The following is a 20,462-nucleotide window of genomic DNA, read 5'->3' on the forward strand; positions in this document are numbered from 1 at the left end:
ACGCTGTTCAGGTGAACACTGTTCAGGAAGGCTTGTCATGACCCGTACCCTCGATGCCACCGACTTCGCCCGCGTAGCCGTGTTCGCCGCGTTGATCGCCGTGCTGGGCCTGCCCGGCAGCTTCCCCGTGTTCGGGGGAGTGCCCATCACCGCCCAGACGCTCGGGGTGATGCTCGCCGGTGCCGTGCTGGGCCCGTGGCTCGGAGCCCTGTCGGTGACGGTGCTCCTCGCGCTCACCGCGGTCGGCCTGCCGCTCCTCGCGGGAGGGCGCGGGGGGATCGGCGTCTTCCTCGGCCCCTCGGCGGGGTATGCCCTCGGCTGGATCCTCGGGGCCGTCGTGGTCGGTCTCGTCGTTCACGCCGGCGGGCGGCGGCCCGTGGTGTGGCGCACGGCCGTGGCCATGCTGGCCGGTGGCGTCGCGGCGATCTACCTGATCGGCATCCCCGTGCAGAGTCTGGTGACGCGCCTCCCGCTCGGCGAGACGGCGCTCACGAGCCTCGTCTTCGTCCCGGGCGATCTCCTCAAAGCCGCCGTCGCGACAACGGTCGTCACCGCCCTCGTGCGCGCGTACCCCCGAGGCTTCCGCCGCACGTGGCGTGCCGCGGCCCCGGCTCCGGCAGTCGTTCCGGCGTGATCGTCGTCCTCGACGGTGACGATCCGCGGCTGCTCGCGCGGATCGCGGAGACCCGATCCGCGGGCGACGCCGTGCTCATCGCCGATCCGCGGTGGAGCGCTGCCCAGCGCGCGGGCGTCGGGCGCCTGGCATCCGGGACCGGGGTGGCCGAGGACACCGCCTGGGCGACCCTGACCTCGGGCAGCACCGGCGCCCCGCGCGTGGTGCAGCGTTCGGCGGCGTCGTGGGCCGACTCGTTCGACGCCGTGGCCGATCTTCTCGGAGCCGGGCCCGCGGACGTCGTGGCGCTCCCGGCGCCCGCGTCGTCGTCGTTGACGCTCTTCTCGCTCGCGCACGCGCTCCAGGGCGGTCCGCGCGCCGTGCTCGGCTCGCCCTCGTCCGCCACCCACCTGCACGCGACCCCGGAGGGTTTGCGTGCCGCCCTCGATGCGGGGCTCCGGCCGCGCACCGCGCTGGTCGGCGGGTCGCATCTCGATCCCGCGCTGCGAGAACGCGCGGAGGCGTCGGGCGTGCGCGTCGTCGCGTACTACGGCGCCGCCGAGCTGTCGTTCGTCGCGGTCGACACGGGAGACGGTCTGCGCCCCTTCCCGGGAGTCGATCTCGAGGTGCGCGACGGTGAGGTCTGGGTGCGATCGGCGTTCGTGGCTTCCGGATATCTCGGGGCCGACGGCCCCCTGCGCCGCGATGCCGCGTGGGCGACCGTCGGCGACCGCGCGGCGTGGGTGAAGGGCCGCCTGCGCCTGCGGGGCCGCCGTGACGGAGCGATCCTCAGCGCCTCGGCGACCGTCGTCCCGCACGAGGTCGAGGCGACCCTCCGGGAGATTCCCGGGGTGCGCGACGCGGTCGTGTTCGGGATGCCGCGACCCAGGGTCGGCGCCCTCGTCGCCGCGCTCGTCGAGCTCGACCGCGGCGCGACGGTCGACCTGCGCGCCGCGGCGGCGGAACGTCTGGCGCCGGCGCATCGCCCGCGCCGGTGGTTCGTCGGCGAGATCCCACGCACACCGTCGGGAAAGCCCGCCCGCGCCGAGGTCGCCCGCCGGGTGGAGGACGCGAGCGTCGATGGACACTGATCCCGTCATCGTCGCGGCTCGCCGCACCGCTCTCGCCGTGCGCGGGCGCGGGCTCGCGCGTGTCGACGTGGCCCGGCTCGGCGGGGCCGTGGTCGCCGCGGTCGTCGCCGACGCGGGTGCACCCCCGATCGCCGACGTCGTGATGGGCAACTGCGCGGGCCCCGGCGGCAACCCCGGCCGACTCGCGGCGCTCGCGGCGGGGCTGGGGCCGCTGGTCCCCGGGGGGAGCGTCGATCGTCAGTGCGGCAGCGGCCTGGCCGCGATCGTGGATGTCGCGAACGCGGTGCGCGCGGACGGACGTCGGCGCGTGGCGGGAGGCGTGGAGAGCGCCTCGACCGCGCCCCTCCGCAGCGTCGACGGCGTCGCCTATACCCGGGCGCCCTTCGCGCCCGCGGGTTTCGCCGACCCCGACATGCTGCGGGCTGCCGAGGATCTCGCGCGTCACGACGGTCTCGCGCGAGCACGGCAGGACGCGGCCGCCGAGCGCAGTCACGCGCGAGCCGCCGCGGCGCGAGCGGCGGGCCGCTTCGCCGCCGAGATCGTGGAGGTCGACGGCGTAGGGGAAGACGAGGCGGTGGGAGTCGGCGCGGCAGTCCTCGGCCGCCTGGCGCCGCTCTTCGCCGAGGGCACGGTCACCGCGGGCACCTCGACGCGCATCGGTGACGGGGCGGCGGCTGTGGTCGTCGCCCCCGCGGGATCTGCGCCCGGCCTGGCGGTGCGCGGCGCCGCCGTCGTGGGGTGCGACCCGGCGCTCCCCGGGATCGGCGCGGCGCCGGCGGTCGAGGCCGCCCTGGCGCAAGCGGGTATCGAGGTGGCCGAGGTCTCCGCGTTCGAGATCGTGGAGGCGTTCGCCGCGCAGAGCATCGCGGTGCTGTCGCGCCTCGGGCTCGCCGACGACGATCCGCGCGTCTGCGCCGACGGCGGCGCCCTCGCGCTCGGACACCCGTGGGGCGCGAGCGGAGCGGTCGCGGTCGTGCGGTTGTTCAGCCGTCTCGTGCGCGCGGGTGCGCCCGCGGGTTCCCGGGGCGTGGCCGCCGCGTCGGTCGGTGGTGGTCTCGGTGTCGCCGCGGCGTTCGAGGTCGTGCGGTGACGGGCCCCGCGTGCGTCGCCGACGAGCCCGGCCCCGCGGATGGCATCCCTGCAGGCGAAGCCGTGACCGCCCGCCGGGCGGGGGTGACGCGATGAGCCTCCGCTGCACCGGCCTCGGCGTGCGTCTCGACGACCGCACGGTGCTGCGCGATGTCACCCTCGATCTCGCCGCCCGCACGATCGCGGTGGTGGGCGACAACGGCTCGGGGAAGTCGACCTTCGCTCGCGTCGTGGCGGGGCTCGTCCGTCGCACCGCGGGCTCGCTCGAGGTCGGCGGTCACAACCCCGACGCGGATGCCGGAGCGCACCGCCGCCGCGTCGCCCTGGTGCTGAGCAACCCCGACGCGCAGATCGTGATGCCCACCGTGTCGGAGGACGTCGCGCTCTCCCTCCGGCCCGAGCGACTCGCGCGCGCGGAGCGCGACCGCCGCGTGAGCGAGGCGCTGGCACGTTTCGGCCTCGACGGTCTCGGAGATCAGGCCGCGCACGCGCTCTCGGGCGGTCAGAAGCAACTGCTCGCGCTGTGCGGGGCGTTCGTGCGCCGCCCCGAGATCGTCGTGGCCGACGAGCCGACCGCGTTCCTCGACGCCCGTAACGCGCGGGCCGTCGCCGGCCATCTGCTCGCCGACACCGGTCACACGCTCGTCGTGGTGACCCACGATCTGGCTCTCGCACGGCGATGCGAGGCGGCGGTGCTGTTCGAGGGCGGCCGGGCCGTGGCATCCGGAACCGCGCTCGACATCGTCGACGCCTACGAGCGGGCGTTGTCGTGCTGAGCCTATATCGCCCGGGCGACGGGTGGATGCACCGGATGCCGGCCGGCCCGAAGCTCGCGCTCCTGTCGCTGGTGGCTCTTCTCCTCGCCGCACTTCCCTCGGCGTCGGCAGCGGTGCCGGTCGCGGTCGGTGTGACGGTGGTGCTGTATCTCGGCGCCGGCATGGGGGTGAAGGCGGGGCTGCGGGAGCTCGCTCGGCAAGGGTGGGCGCTGCGCTGGGTCATCGTGGTCACCGCGGTGGGGCAGCTCGTGTTCCTGGGCCCGGAGCTCGCCGCCGTCAACACGACGCGGGTCGCGGCGGCGCTGCTCGTGGTGGGACTTCTGCCGCTGACCACGCGCGTGTCGACGATGCTCGACGCGATGGAACGCGGCGCGAGCGCGCTGCGGCGGCTCGGCGTCGACCCGGTGCGGGCGGCACTCCTGCTCACGGTGACCCTCACGATGATCCCGGTGCTCGCTCGTCTGGCCGTCGAGATCCGGGATGCGCAGCGAGCGCGGGGCCTGCGTCCGTCGCTGGGCCGCAGCGCCCTGCCGTTCCTCATCGTGGCGCTGCGTCACGCCGACGACCTCGGCGATGCGCTCGCCGCGCGCGGCATCCGCTGATCGGTGCCAGATCACACGATCCGCGCGAGATCACCCGTTCTGGAGGCGCGAGAACGGGTGATCTCGGACCGGTCGTGTGATCTCGAGGTCGAGCGGGGGCGGGCGCGGGCGGGGTCAGGAGAGCGCCGCGCGCCCCGCGGCGAAGCCCTCGGCGTACGCCTCGTCGGCGCCCTGGCGGAACATGTCGCGCGCGGGGTCACGGACGATCGAGCGGGCACCGGGCAGGTCGAGATCGCCCACGAGGTCGGCACGTCCGCGCACGATCGCGACGGGCCGGCGCGATGCCTTGCCCTTCACGAGGTCGGTGGCCGCGGCGATCTCGTCGGCCACGCACGGCAGTGTCACGACGAGGGGCCGGCCCTCGGCATCCGTAGTCCCGCGGAGGTCTTCGAAGACGTGGATGCCGGCGGCCCCGATCGCGTGATCGGTCTGCCCCTCCCGCCACGCGCGACCGAGCGTGTCGGTGATGATCACGCCGACCCGGGCGACGGCGCGGAGCCCCTCGGCGAGGTGCCGGGCCGAGGCGTCGGGATCGACGGGCAGCAGCAGCACCGTGCCCTCGGGGGTGTTGCTCGCGTCGACTCCGGCGGCGGCCGAGACGATCCCGAGCGGGTTCTCGACGATCCGGGTCACGTGTCCCGTGGGAGAGGTGCGGGATGCCACGAGGCGCACGGTCTCGCGGGTGATGGCGTCCTCGCGGTCGTCGGCCCGGATGATCCGGCCCTCGGCCTTCGAGACGACCTTGCTGGTCACGACGACGATGTCGCCGTCCTGCAGAGGCTCCCCCAGGGCATCGAGGATCACCCCGACGAGATCGTCTCCCGGGGTGATCTCACGGATGCCGTCGACGGCCCAGACCTGCAGCACGTCAGCGGACGAAGCGCACCTCGGTGAGCTCCTCACCGAGGAACGGCTCCACGTGCGATGCGCCGTCGAGCGCGAAGCCGTTGCGCGTGTAGAAACGGTGGGCGCGAGGGTTGTCGTCGGCGACCCAGAGGTACGCTCCCTCACCGGCGTCGATCGCCGCGTCGAAGAGCTGCTGACCGATGCCGGTGCCGTGGAAGGCGTCGAGCAGGTAGATGAAGTACAGCTCCCGCTCGCGCGGAGCGTCGTCGTCGCGCGCGGGGCCGGATCCGACGAAGCCGACGATCTCGCCGTCGGCGAGGGCGGCGTGCATACGGTAGTCGTCCCCCTGGGAGGCCCAGTGAGTCCAGAGCTCGGCCATGCGGCGGGGCGAGACGGCCTTGAGCGCCGCCTCGCTGATCAGGTGATCGTAGGTCTCGTGCCAACAGGTGGCGTGCACGCGGCCCAGGGCTTCGGCATCCACGTCGCGCACCGGACGGACGACGATGTCGGTTCGGGTTTCGGCAGTCATGGCGCGACTCTACGCGGGGGTCTCGCCAGGGGGAAATCGGCTGCGGGGGCCCGCCGCGTGCGGTACGAGCGGCACTTTGCCAGACGTGCATGCCAGCATGGCGCCCGTGTCGGAACGCCCCCGGTTGACCTCCGTCGAGGCGCGTCTCGACGCCCTCGCGAATCGCGTCCTCGCCGCCGCTCCGGCCTCGGGCGCGAGGGCGCGTCTGGTCGAGTTCGCCGTCTTCGTCCTCAAGCAGGCCTGGGCCTGCGTCTTCGGGGCGGCCTTCCTCGCCGTGGTCCTCGCGGCGAAGCTCTGGTACCCCGCCGACGCGCCGCTCGCGCGCAACGATGCGCTGACAATCGCGGCGGTGCTGATCCAGGTCGTCATGGTCGTCGGACGCCTCGAAACGCTGCGCGAGCTGCGCGTGATCGTCACGTTCCACATCGTCGGCACGGTGATGGAGCTGTTCAAGACCGACGTCGGGTCGTGGATGTACGCCGCCGACGGGGTGCTGCGCCTCGGCGGCGTACCTCTGTACAGCGGCTTCATGTACGCGGCCGTCGGCAGCTACCTGGTGCGGGTCTACCGCCTGTTCGACCTCCGCTTCACGCGCTATCCGCGCCGGTGGCTCACCGCGATCGTCGCGGCGCTGATCTACCTCAACTTCTTCACGCACCACTGGATCGTCGACCTGCGCTGGGTGCTGATCCTGGCGGTGGTCGTGCTCTGGGCGCGCTCGGTGATGCACTTCCGCTTCTTCCGCGGACGATTCCGGATGCCGGTCCTGCTGGCCTTCGCCGGGGTGGCGGTGTTCATCTGGCTCGCCGAGAACATCGCCACGTACGCGGGTGCCTGGCTGTACCCGTCGCAGGTGGGCGGGTGGCATCCGGTCGACGCCTCGAAGCTGACGTCGTGGTTCCTGCTGATGATCGTGTCGGTGGTGCTGGTGACGTGGGTCTACCCGCCGCGCCCGCCCGACCCGGTCGCACAAGGAGAGAACCGTGACGTTGTGGGGTGAGGACAACGCTATGGCAGATTCGTCGTCGCATCACTACGCTCGCCCCTCGTGAACGTCCTCTGGCGCACCCTGCTCATCCTCTTCCGCGCGCGTCGTCGACTGCGCCGTGAGGGTCCCATCGACCCCAACACGGTGACCCGGGTGCGCATCCGCGTGCTGCCGACCGACATCGACCTGCTGCGTCACCTCAACAACGGCCGGTACCTGTCGCTGTTCGACCTCGGCCGGTGGGACCTGCTGACGCGTGCGGGACTCATGTCGGCGATGACGAAGCAGGGGTGGTACGCCGTGGTCGGAGCCGAGACCATCACGTTCCGTCGCTCGCTCGAACTCTGGCAGCGCTTCGATCTCGAGACGCGCATGATCGGTCACGACGATCGCGCGGTGTACCTCGAACACCGCGCGATCGTGAAGGGCGAGATCTACGCGCGTGCGATCATCCGCGCCCGCATCCTGCGTCGAACCGGCGGGACCGTGCCGCACGACGAGCTCTTCGCCGCGGTGGGGCGCCCCGAGGGGCTGCCGGACATCGAGCAGTGGGTGCACGACTGGGCCGACGGCTCGGCGCTGCCGTCGACCAAGCGCCCGGCGCCGAGCGTCTGGGCGTGACCGGCTGACGGCGGTGGCGGTGGCGTCCCGACGCCGACGCACGGGGTGCCGCCGCGTGCCGAGCGGCGGAACGGGGACCAGCGGAGGAGGGATCCGCCATGACCGCCCGCCGCTCGTCCCTCGCCCTCCGCTCGCCCCGCGGGACTCTGCTCGCCCCTCGGGACTCTCAGCGCCCGAAGCGGGCGTCGAGCCAGGCCACCTGACGCAGCCAGTGGCGGTACCCGCCGCCCTCGTGTCCGTTGTACGTGTACTCCTCGAGCGCGGCGTCTTCGGATGCCAGCGCGTGGAACGCCGCGAACACCCCCGAGGGCAGCACGACGTCGTCCATGAGAGCGACCGAGAACAGGGCCGGAGCCTGAATGCGCCGGGCGAGGATGGCCCCGTCGACGTACGACAGCGTCCGCAGGACGCGCTCCGCGGCGTCGCGGTGCACCGCGAGGAACCGGGTGATCTCGGTGAAGGGCGCCGAGGGCGTCCGCACGATCGCGTTCGGGAAGTCGCAGAGGAAGGGCACGTCGGGCATGACCGCGGCCACCGCGTCGCCCGACAGGGCCGCGGCCGCGATCGCGAGCCCGCCGCCCTGGCTGCCCCCGGTCACCGCGATGCGCGTCGGGTCGACGCCCGCCATGTTCCGCACCTCGTCGACGAGGCGCGTGGCATCCGTGAACAGGCGTCGGTAGTAGTAGTCGCGGGGATCCAGGATGCCGCGGGTCATCACGCCCGGGAAGGCGGCGGCGGAACCGTGCGGGTCGGGGGTCTCGCCGACGCTCCACGTCGACCCCTGCCCGCGCGTGTCCATGATGACGTGGACGTACCCCGCGGCGGCCCAGGCGATCTTCTCGCCCGCCAACCCGCGGCCTCCGCCGTAGCCGATGAACTCCACCACGGCGGGAAGCACCTCGTCGCCGTGCGGACGCACCACCCACCCGCGGATCTCGTCGCCACCGAAGCCGGTGAACGTCAGGTCCTGCACCGACAGCGCACGCACGGGGCCGTCGACCGGGGTCAGGACGGCGGGGCGGGCGGCATCCCGGGCCTCGGCGAGCGTCTCGTCCCAGAAGGCGTCGAGATCGTCGGGGGCGGTGAGCGCCGGGCGGTACTCGCGCAGCAGCTCGACGGGCATATCGGTGAAGGTCTGGGCCATCCGAGGTCTCCATCTGTGAGGGGGCTGCACCGACAGTAGCGAACGCGGCGGGGCGCGGTGCGCCAGTCGCGGCGAGGCTCCGCCGTTCCCGTCTGCGCCACCGAAAGAGGGTGTCCCGACCGCGTGCGCGGCCGGGACACCCTCTTCTCTCAGGCGGTCAGCTGGTCAGCAGGCTCAGCCCGTACGTCTGCAGAATCTCGTTGACCGGCTGGAAGTAGGTCGTGCCACCCGTCGAGCAGTCACCCGAGCCGCCCGAGGTCACGCCCTGCGCCTGGTTTCCGGCGAGCAGGGATCCACCGGAGTCACCGGGCTCGGCGCACACGCTCGTGCGGATGAGGCCAGAGACGGAACCCTCGGCATAGCGCACCGTGGAGTTGTACGCCTGGATCTGACCGCAGTGCCAGCCGGTCGTCGAACCGGAGCGGCACACCGTCGAGCCGACGGCGGCGGCCGTGGAGCCCTTCACCGCGACGGCACCGCCGGCGTAGTCGGACACCTCGCCCACGGGCGAGTGGTTCGGCGTCGCCACCCATGCATAATCGTTGCCCGGGAACGACGAGCCCTGGAAGGTGCCGTAGGTGGTGCTGTCGCCCGCCTCGCCGCAGTGACCGGCGGTGACGAAGCCGCCCTGTACGGCGAATCCGACCGAGCAGCGACTCTGGTTGTTGATGTTGTACGCGATGCCGCCGCGGATGGTGGCGAACGTCTCGGGTGCCTCGACGCCCGTCTGCAGGCGCACGGCATCGGTCGGGGCGTCCAGCGTGGCCACGAAGTCGGCCGCGGCCTGATCGCCACCGGGCACGACGTCGACGACCACGTCGTTGTTCTCGACGTCGATCCACCACGAGGGGATGACATCGGGCACGTCGCTCGCCGCGAGGCGCGCCGCGATCCCTTCGAGGTCGTCGAGCGAGTGTGCCGCGACGACGGGCACCGCGCCGACCGCGGCCGCAGCCGTCTGCGCGCCGTCGGAGGTGACGGCGGCGTAGACGGTGCGCGTCGATTCGTCGAGCCAGGTCCCGGCGAAGGCGTCGCCGGTGGCTGCGGCGACATCGTCGGCGGTTCCGGTGGCCTCGGCCTGGAAACGCAAGACGTCTGCCGCGCCGGCGACGTCGGTGCCGAGCTCGGCCGCCATCGCGTCGAGCAGCTGGGCATCGACACCGTCGACGGCGGCATCGGGCCCGGGAGAGGCGGCGAACGCCGGATTGGCGGCCGCGGTGGTCAGGAACAGGCCGAGGGCGGTGATGCCGACGGCCGCTTTCGATATGCGGTTCACGGGGAGTGACCTTCCATCCAGGGGGGATAAATGGTGGGTACCCACGGATATGTAAACACGGTAGAGACGAAAAGCGAAGGAATTCCTTTTACTTCCTGTTCTGAGTGCAAAAATGCGGGCACGCGCGCGCCTCGACCGATCCGCGGGTTGCGCGGCGGGCCGCCGGGATGCCACGCGCGCGATCCCTAGGCTGGCCGACATGAGCCTCGAAGACCCGCGCACCACCGGTTTCACGCTCTCCTCCGCCGTTCCCGCGCGGGCCGCCGCACGGGCCGCCTCGTTCGTCCCCGCGGCCGGTGAGCCGCGTCGCGCGGAGCTGCCGGTCGACCCGGCGGCCGCGGGATTCGTCGTCGCCGTGGCCGACGGCGTCCTCCGCCCCGAGGGGGCGACGGCCGCTGCGGCCGCCCTGCACCGTCTCGCGGGCGACCTGCCGTCGAGCCTGCCGTGGTTCGTCCGGGGCGCTCTGCAGGTCGGCGGCGCCGTGGCGCCGGTGCTCCCCACGCCGACGGTGCCGCTGGCTCGCCGCGCCGTGCGCGATCTTCTGTCGGGTCTCGCCGTCGACGCGCGTCCGGAGCGTCTGGGAGCCGCACTCTCCCCGTTCCGCGAGCGTGAGGCCACCGCCGACATCCGCCTCGTCGGCCCCGCCGTCCTGGGAGAGTCCTCCGCGCGGCGGCGGCTCGACGGCATCCGGTCGCTGATCGCGCGCGACGACGTCGAGCGCGTGTCGGTGCCCGTGGCCGACGTGGTGGCGGGTCTGTCGCCGTGGGCGTTCGACGCCGACGTGGAGCACGCGGCCGAACGGCTGCTTCCCCTGTTCCTCGACGCCGCCGCCCACGGCACCCACGTGACGCTCGTAGGAGAAGGTCGCGACGACCTCGACCTGACGGTCGCCGTGCTCACCCGCGTTCTGGAGGAACCCCGTCTGCGAGACCTCGCCGCGGGGATCTCGCTGCCGGTCGCCGTGATCGAAAGCCTCGACGCCGTACGGGAGCTTGCCGCGTGGGGGCGGCTGCGCGCGACCGTCTCCGGCGTCCGGCTCACCGTGCGCCTCGACGACGCCCCGCTGCAGACCCCGGATGCCGCGGTCGCGGCGCGACACGGGTGGAGCACGCCCGCGCTGACCCGGCGCGACGACATCGATGCCCACGCGGTGCGCCTGATCGGCGAAGCCCTGGCACCGCGCGGACGCGAGGGTCTCGAGGTGGAGTTCGCCACCGGCGATCCCGAGCGGGCGGCCCTCGCCCTGGCCGTCGCCGAGGACCGCGACGCCTCGCTGAGGCTCGTGGTGCCGGCGACCGCGACATGGGCTCCCGATGGTCCCGCGGTCGTCGCCGTGAATGCCGCCCACCCCGACGACCTCGACACCATCGCGGTCCGTCTCGCGGCGGCGTACGCCACCGTGGTGGCGAGCGCGCCCGATCTTCCCCCCGCCGTCCCCGACGCGGGCGACGCGGAGGCATCGGTCTCGGCCGCGGGCGACGACACCGCGCCGCTCGACGCCCTCGGTGCCGAGCTGCTCCCCCCGGAGACCGTGGCCGTCGCCGCGCGTGCCCGACGAGCGCTCACCGCCGCCGAGGGCCCCGCCCCGACCGGCCGCGTCCCGCAGCGCGGGTCGCTGTCCGCGCCCGCGATCCTGCGCGATCCCGCCGCTGACGGTGCCGACGAAGCCGGGCTCACGCAAGCGGTGCTCGGCATCGCGCGGGAGGCCGCGGCATCCGGTGACACCTCCGCTCTCGGCCCCGACGTGCAGCAGATGCTCTTCGGGGGACAAGCCTTCGTCGACACGGCGGTGTTCTCGGTGCGCGAGAGCGCCGAGCTCGCGGGCGGCGCTCCCGGGTTCCGCAACGTCGCCGACACCGACCCCACGCTCCCCGACGACCGGTCGTGGGCGCTCGCCGCGGTCGCTCGTGCCGACGGGTCGACGGCAGGTGACGCCACGGCGGCCGAGGGGCGGATCGACGACGAAGCGGGTCTCGACGCCGCCCTCGTCCGCGTGCGCGACGCCGCCGCGCCGTGGGGCGCCCTCGCCGCCGCTGATCGTGCGGCCGTGCTGCAGGCCGCCGCGCGCACCCTCGAAGACCGTCGCGCCGAACTCATCGAGGTGCTCGCCTCGGAGGGCGGTGCGCTCGTGGCCGAGGCGGATGCCGAGGTGAGCCAGGCGGTGGATGCCGCCGCGTACTACGCCGCGACCGCGAAGGAGCTCGACCGGGTTCCGGGGGCCGTGTTCGTCCCCGACCGGGTGACCGTCGTCGCGCCCCGCTGGAACGCGCCGGTCGGCCTGTGCGCCGCGGAGACGCTCGCCGCCCTCGCCGCCGGATCCGGTGTTCTGCTCACGCCCTCTCCGCGGGCGCGCCGCGCGGGCGCCGTGGTCGCCGAGGCGCTGTGGGCCGCGGGCGTCCCGCGCGATCTGCTGACCTACGCCGATCTGAACGAGGAGGCCTCAGGGCGCGCCCTGATCGTGCACCGGGGCGTCGACCGCGTGCTCCTCGCGGGCGCGCGCAGCACGGCCGAGCGCTTCGTCTCGTGGCGCCCGACCCTGCCTGTGCAGGCGTTCACCGCGGGCCGCAATGCCGTGATCGTCGCACCGTCGGCCGACCTCGACGAGGCCGTCGCCGACATCGTCGACGGCGCGTTCGCACGTGCCGGTCAAGCGGCCACCGCGGCTTCCCTCGTCATCCTCGTGGGGGCGGTCGCCCGCTCGTCGCGGTTCGCGGAGCAGCTGAAGGACGCTGTCGCGTCGCTGCGCGTCGGCCCGGCCGACGACCCGCTGTCCGACGTGGGCCCTCTCGTGGAAGAGCCCACCGGTGAGGTGCGGCGCGCGTTGACCGTGCTGGGCGATGGGGAGCGGTGGCTCGTGCAGCCGCGCGAGCTCGACCTCGGCCCCGACACCGCGGGCCGGTACTGGACGCCCGGTGTGCGCACCGGCGTGAGCGCCGGGTCGCACCTGACCCGCGCGGCGATCGCCGCCCCGGTGCTCGGCATCCTGCACGCACCGACCGTGACCCGCGCGATCGAACTGCAGAATGCGATCGGCTCGGGCTTCGTCGCCGCGCTGCACACGCGCGACGCGGCCGACCTCGACCTGTGGCTCGACAGCGTCGATGCCGCCGTGCTGCGCGTGAACCGTCCGACCACGGGCGCGGTCGTGCAGCGCGAACCCGTGGGCGGGTGGGGCGAGGCCTCCGTCGGCGCGGGAGCGATGTCGGGCGGCCCGAACCGCCTCGTGACGCTCGGCTCGTGGCGCCCCTCGTCGGGCGGGGCGTCGTCATCGACGCTGCACCTGCGGGGACTCGACAGCCGGATCACCGCGCTCATCGAGGCCGCGCAGCCGACCCTGTCGTACGAGGCGTTCGACTGGCTGCGCCGGGGCGCCCTCTCCGACGCGGTCGCCTGGGACCGCGAGTTCGGTCGGGTCAAAGACGTCTCGCGCCTCGGTGTCGAGCGGAACCTCTGGCGGTACCGCCCCGCTGACGTCGCCGTGCGCGCGACGGCCGATGCCGCGTGGCAGGCGGTGCTGCGGGTGCTCGTCGCCGCAGTGCGCTCCGGATCGACCTTCAGTCTCAGCACGCCCGTCGGTCTCCCCGCGGAGGTGCGGCATCTGCTGGGCGACTCCGGTGTCGCCGTTTCGGTCGAGAGCGATGCCGAGTGGTTGCAGCGCCTGGCGGGCGGCATCCCGGAGCCCGCCGACCCGTCCGCCGCCCCGGCCGCTGACGCTGATGACGCGATGGGGGATGCCGGAGGCGACGCGACGGATCCGATCGCCGAGGTGACGCCGCCCGCCTTCGCGGTGCGCCCCACCCGGGTGCGCCTGGTGGGTCCCGCCGAGACGACCGCCGCGTTGCGGACCGCCGTCGCCGAGACGGTCGCGGGTGATGTGTCGCTCACGGTATACGCCGACGAAGTCACCACCGCCGGACGCCTCGAGCTGCTGCCGTTCCTCCGCGAGCAGGCGGTGTCGATCGCGGCGCTCCGCTTCGGTCAGCGCGACGCGTGGAGCGCCGAGGTCATCTGACGCCGCCTCGCCACGCTGATGGCGTCGTCGGATTCTGCACGACAGCGTGCTCGCCCGCGTGAATCGGTCTCGAGTGTCCAGAACACCCGGACGATTTTCCGAACGGTCCGGGTGTTGTGGACACTCAACGGGGCGAGGGGCGAGGGGCGAGGGGCGAGGGGCGAGGGGCGAGGGGCAGGCGAGGGCGAGGGGCGAGGGGCGAGGGTGCGGGATGTCCGCTCGGCGCGCGAACGCCGAGCGGACCCCGGTCCTACTGGATGCCCTCGCGCACTAGGCGCCACTGCTGGCAGGTGAGCCCGTTCGCCGTCCACTGCTGGGCGACGGCCCCGTCGGCGGTCGAGCAGCCGTCGATCTCGAGCAGCTTCCCGCTGTTGGCGTTCGTGAACGTCCACCACCCGCCGCTGGTCGCGGCGTTCCAATTCTGCGTCGCGTTCCCGGTGGGCCCCCACTGCACGGCATCCACCCCGTCGCCGGTCGCGGCGCTGGGGATCTCGAGGAGTTTCCCGCTGTTGACGTTGGCGAGCTGCGTCGCCGACCCGGTGGGGCGCAGGGTCCAGCGCTGCGTCGCGTTCTCGGTCGGACCCCACTGGCCCACGGCGGCGCCGTCGGCGAGGGAGGCGGAGGCGACCTCGAGCAGCTTGCCGCTGCTGCGGTTGACGACCTGGAACTGGGGGTCGAGGGTGCTCGATCGCCACACGTGCAGCGTGTCGAGCTCGGCGAAGCCCGTCCCCTTGGTGAACCGGACGGTGTTGACCCCGGCGTTGAGGGTCACGGTCTTCTGCGCCCAGGCGTACCGGCCCCAATCGACGGTCGGCGGGTAGGAGATCGTCGAACTCGCGCCGCCGTTGACGCTCACCCCGTGGGTCGACGTACTCCCGCTGCCGTTGTCGTAGCGGACGTTCAGGGTGTACTGACCGGCGGCGGGAACGCGGACGGTGAACTGCACCGCGCTGCCGGCATTGTTGATGTTGCCGATCTTGCTGCCGTTCGATGCCTGTGCGTGCGTGACGATCGTGGCATCCGTGATCGTCGCCTTCTCGGCTTCGTACTGCTGGGCGTCCACGGGGATCGAGCCGACACGGATGTCGTTGAGCCCGGTCGCCGTGTTCTCGACGTTGGTCGCCTGGTAGAGCGTGCGCCCGTCGGTGCCGACGTCCAGACCCTGCGCGAAGCCGCTGAAGTTTCCTCCCTGCGTGTCGCTCGCGTCGTACGTGACGGGCATGGGCAGGCGCTCCCACGCGCCGGCGCCGAGGTTGTAGTTGACGTAGAGGTTCTGACCCCCGTCGATGGCTCCCGATGAGGTGAGGGACCACTTGGATGCCACGATCACCATGCCCTTGGGTCCACCGCCCGGTACCCACTTCACGTACGGCGACGACCCGATCCCGCGTCCGTCGGCGAGGCGGATGGGGGTGCCGATGCTGGTGGTGTCGCCCCAGTTGAGCCCGTCGGCGGACGTCTTGAAGTAGACCGGGGCGGTGTTCTGCGACTGGCTCGGGCGGTTGACGACCTCGAAGGTGGCGATGTATCGGCCGTCGGGGAGCTTCGCGACGGTGATCATGCCGGGGCGATCGCTCTGATTCGGCGGCGCCGACACGTTCGACAGTGCACCCCAGGTCTGCCCGCCGTCGGTGGATCGTCGGTAGGACACGGCCTGGAGGACGCCGGCGGCCTTCTGTCGCTCGTCGGAGTAGTACGCCACGAGGCCCCCGCCGCCGTCGACGGCGAAGGACGGTTCCCACACGGTGGTCGTCGTCGAAGAGGGACTCGGGTCGTAGACCGCCGGGCCGCCGGAGTCGATCGTGCTCAGAAACGACCAGGTCGCCCCCCGGTCGGAGCTCTTGTAGACGACGAGACGGCTGCTCGAGCGGTCTTCCGGCATGATCATCCCGGTCAGCAGGATCGTCCCCGCGGGAAGCGACCCCGATGCCTGGGGGAGCTCGTAGAGGAAGGGCTGCGCGGTGCGCGTGTACCCCGGGAACGTGGTGCTGGGGTCGACGTCGGCGATCTTCGTCCACGATGTGCCGTCGTCGGTGCTGCGGTAGATGGGGTACACCTGCCGGCCGTTCTGCAGCACGAGCTTGTCGAAGGTCACGAGTTGCGTGCCGTTGCTCGTGCCGTTGTTCTTCAGGACCACGATCTTGGCGTAGGTCGTTCCCGCCGGCGTGCCGCCCTCGGGGTTGAACGATGAGCCTGCGGGGGGTGAGTAGACCACTGCGCCGTTGCCGGTGGTGACGGCGGAGGCGGGGGTGGCGCCGAGGATGCCGCCGACGGCGAGCGCGGCCGCGGTGAGCGCGGCGGCGACGAGTCGTGGTCGTCGTCGCGAAGGGGTGGATGGATGGGCCATGTCGTGCTCCTCAGGGGGGTGGCGGCTGCCGGTGCGCGCCCGCGTCGGCGCGGCGTCCCGCTCTGTGCGATGGAGTCTCCACCTCGCGACTACAACGTTGTAGAGACGGGACGACCGTAAACGGCGCCGCGGAGCGCCGTCAAGAGCTCGTTATGCAACGTTGTAGAGTCTCGACGAGACGAGGGGGATGCCATGACGGCGACGCTGCACGACGTGGCCCGCGCGGCCGGGGTGTCGATCAAGACGGTCTCGAACGTGATCAACAACTACCCGCACGTTCGGGACGCGACACGCGAGCGTGTCGAAGCCGCGATCGACGAGCTCCAGTACCGGCCGAATCAGGCCGCGCGGAGCCTGCGTTCGGGGCGCGCCGACATGATCGGGCTCATCGTCCCGGATCTGCGGAACCCGTACTTCGCTGAGCTCGCCGATGACGTGATGCGCGCGGCCCGGGCGCACGGGTTCTCGGTGCTCATCGAGCAGTTCGACGCCGATCGCGACAGCGAGCTCGCGGCCCTGCGCGGAGCGCGACGGCGCGGTCTCGACGGGGTGCTGTACTCGGTGCTCTCCCTCGGGGAAGACGATGCGCCGCTGCTGGACGAGGTCGGCATGCCGATGGTGCTGCTGGGGGAGCGGATCTTCCACTCCGCCCACGATCACGTGACCATGCGCAACACCGAGGCGGCGCGTGCCGCGACCGCACATCTGCTCGCGACGGGCCGCCGGCGGGTGCTCGCCCTGGGCTCGCACCCGGGTGAGGTCGTCGGCTCCGCGGGTCTTCGTCTCCGCGGGTACGAGGCCGCGATCGCTGCGGCGGGACTCGAGGTCGACCCCGCCCTCGTGGTGCCCGTCGACCGCTGGCATCGCATCGACGGGGCCGACGCGATGCGAGCCGTGCTCGACGCCGGGCTGGACTTCGACGGGGTCGTCGCCTTCAACGACTCGATCGCCCTCGGGGCGATGCGCGTGATGCTCGAGCGCGGCATCCGTCTCCCCGAGGAGGTCGCCCTCGTCGGTTTCGACGATCTCGACGAGACGCGGTACTCCCTGCCGGCACTGACGACGATCGATCCCGGCCGGTCGGAGATCGCGCGCGTCGCGGTCGACCTGCTCGTCGGACGCATCACCGGCGACGCCGAGGGGGAGCCGCGCGAGATCCTCGCCGATTTCCGCCTGGTCGAGCGCGAATCCACGACGCGCTGAGATCCGTCGCTTGACAACCCGGGGTGGTCGGGCGATCATCCATTTACAACGTTTACCTCCATCGTTGTAAATTACTCGTGCACCACGGTCGGCACCCGAGCCGAAAAGACGACGCAGTCACACGAAAGGCATCGAAGATGATGAAGCGCACCACCTCCGTCCTCGCGACGGTGGGCGCCGCGGCCCTGCTCCTGGCAGGATGCTCCGGCTCGTCCGCCCCCGCGTCCGACGGTCCCACCGAGATCACGTTCTGGCACGGCTACACCGAGGCCGACGGCAAGGTCCTCGACCAGATCGTCTCCGACTTCAACGCCTCGCAGCAGCAGTACACGATCACGACCGAGACGAAGACCTGGGCCGTCATCGACGACACCCTCCTGCCCGCGCTGAGCTCGAAAGAAGGACCGCAGATCGTGGCGATGCCGGCCGAGCGCATGCCGGTCTACGCCGACCGCGGCGCCTTCGCCGATCTCAGCGACTTCTACGGCTCGGCCGACAGCAACACCGCCGACCTCGTCTCCCAGGCCGTCGACATGGTGACCGTGGGCGGTACCCCCTACGGCGTGCCGACCGGGTTCGTGCCCCTGGCGATGTTCTACAACAAGGCGCTCTTCACGGCCGCCGGCATCACGGAGCCGCCCGCCACCTGGGACGCCTGGGTCGCGGATGCCAAGAAGCTCACCGTCGACGAGAACGGCGACGGCACGCCCGAGCAGTACGGCGTCGCGATCCCCGATCACGCCACGGTGGCCAACGGCCTCTGGCCGAGCCTCCTGCTCAGCGGGGGCGGTCAGATCGTCGACGGCGACAAGGCCGTGATCGACTCGCCCGAGAACGCGAAGACCATCCAGTACTGGACCGACGCGATCACGAAGGACAAGATCTCGCCCACCGGTCTCGACGGCATCGCCGCCGACCAGTTGTTCAGCTCGGGCAAGGCCGCCATGCACGTCGGCGGTCCCTGGATGGCATCCATCGCCAAAGACAACAACATCGACTACGGCATCGCCGCCCTCCCCGCGGGACCCGCCGAGCAGGCCGCCTCGGCGATCGGCGTCGCGATGGGCATCACCGAGTCCGCGGACGACCAGCAGCGTGCGGGCGCCGAGGCCTTCTTCTCGTACTTCTTCCAAAAGGTCGTCGCGACCCAGTGGTCGCTCGGTTCGGGATGGCCCCCGCTGCGCAGCGACATCCCCGCCAGCGCCGTGGAGTCGAACCCCGTCGTGGCGGCCCTCAGTGAGATCGCCCCGACCGGACGAGCCCTGCTGCCCGGTGTCGTGAACAGCGTCGACGTCATCACCGACATCGACGAGCTCACGCAGAAGGCGGTCGCCGGCGGCGACGTCGCCGAGCTCCTCTCGACGGCCCAGAGCAAGATCCAGCAGGCCGTCGCGCGATGACCGCACGGGAGGGGCGCCCGCGTCGCCCCTCCCGTGCCTTCGCCCTACCCGCCTCCCGAACAGGACGACCATGACCACTCACGCTCCGAGCGCGCCGCCCCGACGGCGCGGGGCCTACCGCCCGCCGGCACCGCTCGGCGGACGCGGGCCCCTGCGCCACAGCCCCCGCCACCGCCTGACGGTGGTCGCGTTCCTCACCCCGGCGATCGTCATCCTCACGGTGTTCGTGGCGTGGCCCATGGTGTCGGCTCTGCGCCTGTCGTTCACGGATGCCAGCGGCTTCGGCCGCGAGAAGTTCGTCGGCCTCGAGAACTACGCACGGGTCTTCACCGACCCCGACATCCTGAGCGCCATGGGGAACACGGCCCTGTACGCCGTGCTGTTCACCCCGATCGCCATCGCGCTGGCGCTCGCTTTCGCGCTCCTGCTGAACAACCCGCTGCTGCCGCTGCGCGGTCTCTTCCGCACCGCCTTGTTCACCCCGTTCATCGTGTCGCTGGCGGTCGCCGCCTTCGCGTGGTCGTATCTGCTCGACCCGCAGATCGGTCTGCTGAACTACTGGCTCCGAGGCCTCGGCATCCAGCTCGGAAACGTCCTGCAGGACCCGACTCTCGCCATGCCGGCCGTCGTGCTGGTGGCGGTGTGGAAGAGCTTCGGCTTTTACATGGTCATCTTCCTCGCCGGGCTCCAGGACATCCCCACGAGCCTGTACGAGGCGGCCCGCGTGGATGGTGCGAGCGCCGGGCAGCGCTTCCGCAGCATCACGTTCCCGATGCTCGGCAACACCATGGGCTTCGTCGTCATCGTCGCGCTCATCGCGGCCCTCCAGGCGTTCGACCAGATCTACGTCATGACCGGCGGCGGCCCCTATGGCACCACGCAGACGATCGTCATGGAGATCTACCAGTCCGGCTTCCGCAAGCTCGAGCTCGGCTTCGCCTCGGCCCTGTCGTACGTCCTGCTGCTCATCACGCTCGTCCTGAGCCTCACCCAGTTCCTCTTCTTCTCACGACGAGAGAAGGATGCCGCATGACCGCCCTCGCTCCCGCCCCGGTCTCCGCGGCATCCGTGACGCCCGCGCGTCGGGTCTCACCGCTGGCACGTCGTCGTCTCGTATCGGTGATCCTGCTGATCGTCGTGGCCGCGGCGACCCTGGTGCTGATGCTGCCGATCCTCATCATCGTGTTCACGGCCTTCAAGCCTGTCGCCGAGGTGAACGCCTACCCGCCGACGCTGCTTCCCGGTCAGTGGACCCTCGACAACTTCGCGCGGATCTTCACCGAGCTGCCCTTCGCCCGTCTGATCGCCAACAGCTTCGTCTTCGCGGGAGGGGTGACGCTGTTCGCCCTGGTGTTCGACTCCCTCGCCGCGTACGCCCTGGCCCGCCTGGACTTCCGGGGCAACAAGATCTTGCTGATCGCGATCATCGCGAGTCTGATGATCCCCTTCCAGGCCACGCTGATCCCGATCTACCAGCTCGTGTCCGACCTCGGATGGGTCAACTCCTACGCGGGCCTCATCGCCCCGCGGGCGGCCGATGCCTTCGGCATCTTCTTCCTGCGGCAGTTCTTCCTGTCGCTTCCGCGCGATCTCGACAATGCCGCGCGCATCGACGGGGCGAGCGAGCTGCGCATCTTCCGCAGCATCGTCCTGCCCAACGCGGTGCCGGCGCTGTTGACGCTCGGCATCTTCACTTTCGTCAACAACTGGAACGACCTGCTGTGGCCGCTCGTGTTCACGACGGATTCCGAGATGGGCACGGTCACGTCCGGCTTGACGCTGTTGACGGGACCGGGCGGGATCATCCCGCAGGGCGTCATGATGGCGGGCTCGCTCATCGCGGTGCTGCCCCTGGCCATCCTGTTCCTGGTGATCCAGCGACGCTTCGTCGAGAGCGTCGGAACGTCGGGATTGAAATGAGAGAG

17 protein-coding genes are annotated in these 20,462 nt (G+C 71.9%); 12 read left to right on the top strand and 5 right to left on the bottom strand.

Features of this window, described 5'->3' with window-relative positions:
* Positions 1 to 37 precede the first annotated feature (37 nt).
* The 5 genes from PIR02_07890 (at position 38) to PIR02_07910 (ending at position 4,171) form a co-directional block, all read left to right on the top strand.
* Entirely contained in the window at positions 38 to 634 is a 597-nt protein-coding gene (locus PIR02_07890; protein ID WZH38585.1) for a biotin transporter BioY, read from the top strand.
* Positions 631 to 1,704, top strand: coding sequence for a class I adenylate-forming enzyme family protein (locus PIR02_07895; protein ID WZH38586.1), 1,074 nt, complete (start codon positions 631 to 633; stop codon positions 1,702 to 1,704). Before PIR02_07890 ends, PIR02_07895 begins: the two co-directional genes overlap by 4 nt.
* Entirely contained in the window at positions 1,694 to 2,794 is a 1,101-nt protein-coding gene (locus tag PIR02_07900; protein WZH38587.1) for an acetyl-CoA C-acyltransferase, read from the top strand. The genes PIR02_07895 and PIR02_07900 overlap by 11 nt, the downstream gene beginning before the upstream one ends.
* Before the next feature lie 91 nt (positions 2,795 to 2,885).
* Positions 2,886 to 3,569, top strand: a complete 684-nt coding sequence (locus tag PIR02_07905) for an ABC transporter ATP-binding protein (GenBank protein WZH38588.1) — start codon at positions 2,886 to 2,888, stop codon at positions 3,567 to 3,569.
* Positions 3,563 to 4,171 (top strand): energy-coupling factor transporter transmembrane component T, encoded by a 609-nt coding sequence (locus tag PIR02_07910; protein ID WZH38589.1) that lies wholly within the window; start codon positions 3,563 to 3,565, stop codon positions 4,169 to 4,171. The genes PIR02_07905 and PIR02_07910 overlap by 7 nt, the downstream gene beginning before the upstream one ends.
* Before the next feature lie 114 nt (positions 4,172 to 4,285).
* On the opposite strand, the gene cofE is transcribed toward PIR02_07910, so the two are convergent.
* Complete coding sequence (cofE, locus tag PIR02_07915; protein WZH38590.1) at positions 4,286 to 5,038, bottom strand: coenzyme F420-0:L-glutamate ligase; 753 nt, start codon at positions 5,036 to 5,038, stop codon at positions 4,286 to 4,288.
* Between the two features lies 1 nt (position 5,039).
* Positions 5,040 to 5,546 (bottom strand): GNAT family N-acetyltransferase, encoded by a 507-nt coding sequence (locus PIR02_07920; protein ID WZH38591.1) that lies wholly within the window; start codon positions 5,544 to 5,546, stop codon positions 5,040 to 5,042.
* A gap of 97 nt (positions 5,547 to 5,643) precedes the next feature.
* Between PIR02_07920 and PIR02_07925 the strand changes: the two genes are divergently transcribed.
* Positions 5,644 to 6,546 carry a DUF817 domain-containing protein gene (locus PIR02_07925; GenBank protein WZH38592.1) on the top strand — a complete coding sequence of 301 codons (903 nt, stop codon included), beginning with the start codon at positions 5,644 to 5,646 and terminating at the stop codon, positions 6,544 to 6,546.
* 48 nt (positions 6,547 to 6,594) lie between these two features.
* Positions 6,595 to 7,155, top strand: a complete 561-nt coding sequence (locus tag PIR02_07930; GenBank protein ID WZH38593.1) for an acyl-CoA thioesterase — start codon at positions 6,595 to 6,597, stop codon at positions 7,153 to 7,155.
* 166 nt (positions 7,156 to 7,321) lie between these two features.
* Here PIR02_07930 and PIR02_07935 read toward each other — a convergent pair whose 3' ends face one another.
* Positions 7,322 to 8,299 carry an acetylxylan esterase gene (locus PIR02_07935; GenBank protein ID WZH38594.1) on the bottom strand — a complete coding sequence of 326 codons (978 nt, stop codon included), beginning with the start codon at positions 8,297 to 8,299 and terminating at the stop codon, positions 7,322 to 7,324.
* 157 nt (positions 8,300 to 8,456) lie between these two features.
* Positions 8,457 to 9,575, bottom strand: coding sequence for a S1 family peptidase (locus PIR02_07940; protein WZH38595.1), 1,119 nt, complete (start codon positions 9,573 to 9,575; stop codon positions 8,457 to 8,459).
* Positions 9,576 to 9,774: 199 nt separating this feature from the next.
* Between PIR02_07940 and PIR02_07945 the strand changes: the two genes are divergently transcribed.
* A complete protein-coding gene (locus tag PIR02_07945; protein ID WZH38596.1) occupies positions 9,775 to 13,587 on the top strand; it encodes an aldehyde dehydrogenase family protein in 3,813 nt (1,270 codons plus the stop codon).
* 250 nt (positions 13,588 to 13,837) lie between these two features.
* Here PIR02_07945 and PIR02_07950 read toward each other — a convergent pair whose 3' ends face one another.
* Positions 13,838 to 15,934, bottom strand: a complete 2,097-nt coding sequence (locus PIR02_07950; GenBank protein ID WZH38597.1) for an RICIN domain-containing protein — start codon at positions 15,932 to 15,934, stop codon at positions 13,838 to 13,840.
* Between the two features lie 192 nt (positions 15,935 to 16,126).
* Here PIR02_07950 and PIR02_07955 point away from each other — a divergent pair, with 192 nt between their 5' ends.
* The 4 genes from PIR02_07955 (at position 16,127) to PIR02_07970 (ending at position 20,457) form a co-directional block, all read left to right on the top strand.
* Positions 16,127 to 17,137 carry a LacI family DNA-binding transcriptional regulator gene (locus PIR02_07955; GenBank protein WZH38598.1) on the top strand — a complete coding sequence of 337 codons (1,011 nt, stop codon included), beginning with the start codon at positions 16,127 to 16,129 and terminating at the stop codon, positions 17,135 to 17,137.
* Between the two features lie 137 nt (positions 17,138 to 17,274).
* Positions 17,275 to 18,537 carry an ABC transporter substrate-binding protein gene (locus tag PIR02_07960; protein WZH38599.1) on the top strand — a complete coding sequence of 421 codons (1,263 nt, stop codon included), beginning with the start codon at positions 17,275 to 17,277 and terminating at the stop codon, positions 18,535 to 18,537.
* A gap of 70 nt (positions 18,538 to 18,607) precedes the next feature.
* Positions 18,608 to 19,570, top strand: coding sequence for a sugar ABC transporter permease (locus tag PIR02_07965; GenBank protein WZH38600.1), 963 nt, complete (start codon positions 18,608 to 18,610; stop codon positions 19,568 to 19,570).
* Positions 19,567 to 20,457, top strand: a complete 891-nt coding sequence (locus PIR02_07970) for a carbohydrate ABC transporter permease (protein ID WZH38601.1) — start codon at positions 19,567 to 19,569, stop codon at positions 20,455 to 20,457. The genes PIR02_07965 and PIR02_07970 overlap by 4 nt, the downstream gene beginning before the upstream one ends.
* Positions 20,458 to 20,462 lie beyond the last annotated feature (5 nt).

This window comes from Microbacterium enclense (assembly GCA_038182865.1).
GTDB classification, from domain to species: Bacteria; Actinomycetota; Actinomycetes; order Actinomycetales; family Microbacteriaceae; genus Microbacterium; species Microbacterium enclense_B.

Bases quoted from the DNA above. Each gene is read 5' to 3' on its own strand.
- PIR02_07890 (WZH38585.1), top strand. From the start codon at position 38: ATGACCCGTACCCTCGATGCCACCGACTTCGCCCGCGTAGCCGTGTTC.
- PIR02_07900 (WZH38587.1), top strand. From the start codon at position 1,694: ATGGACACTGATCCCGTCATCGTCGCGGCTCGCCGCACCGCTCTCGCC.
- PIR02_07905 (WZH38588.1), top strand. From the start codon at position 2,886: ATGAGCCTCCGCTGCACCGGCCTCGGCGTGCGTCTCGACGACCGCACG.
- PIR02_07920 (WZH38591.1), bottom strand. From the start codon at position 5,546: ATGACTGCCGAAACCCGAACCGACATCGTCGTCCGTCCGGTGCGCGAC.
- PIR02_07925 (WZH38592.1), top strand. From the start codon at position 5,644: ATGGCGCCCGTGTCGGAACGCCCCCGGTTGACCTCCGTCGAGGCGCGT.
- PIR02_07935 (WZH38594.1), bottom strand. From the start codon at position 8,299: ATGGCCCAGACCTTCACCGATATGCCCGTCGAGCTGCTGCGCGAGTAC.
- PIR02_07945 (WZH38596.1), top strand. From the start codon at position 9,775: ATGAGCCTCGAAGACCCGCGCACCACCGGTTTCACGCTCTCCTCCGCC.
- PIR02_07950 (WZH38597.1), bottom strand. From the start codon at position 15,934: ATGGCCCATCCATCCACCCCTTCGCGACGACGACCACGACTCGTCGCC.
- PIR02_07955 (WZH38598.1), top strand. From the start codon at position 16,127: ATGACGGCGACGCTGCACGACGTGGCCCGCGCGGCCGGGGTGTCGATC.
- PIR02_07960 (WZH38599.1), top strand. From the start codon at position 17,275: ATGATGAAGCGCACCACCTCCGTCCTCGCGACGGTGGGCGCCGCGGCC.
- PIR02_07965 (WZH38600.1), top strand. From the start codon at position 18,608: ATGACCACTCACGCTCCGAGCGCGCCGCCCCGACGGCGCGGGGCCTAC.
- PIR02_07970 (WZH38601.1), top strand. From the start codon at position 19,567: ATGACCGCCCTCGCTCCCGCCCCGGTCTCCGCGGCATCCGTGACGCCC.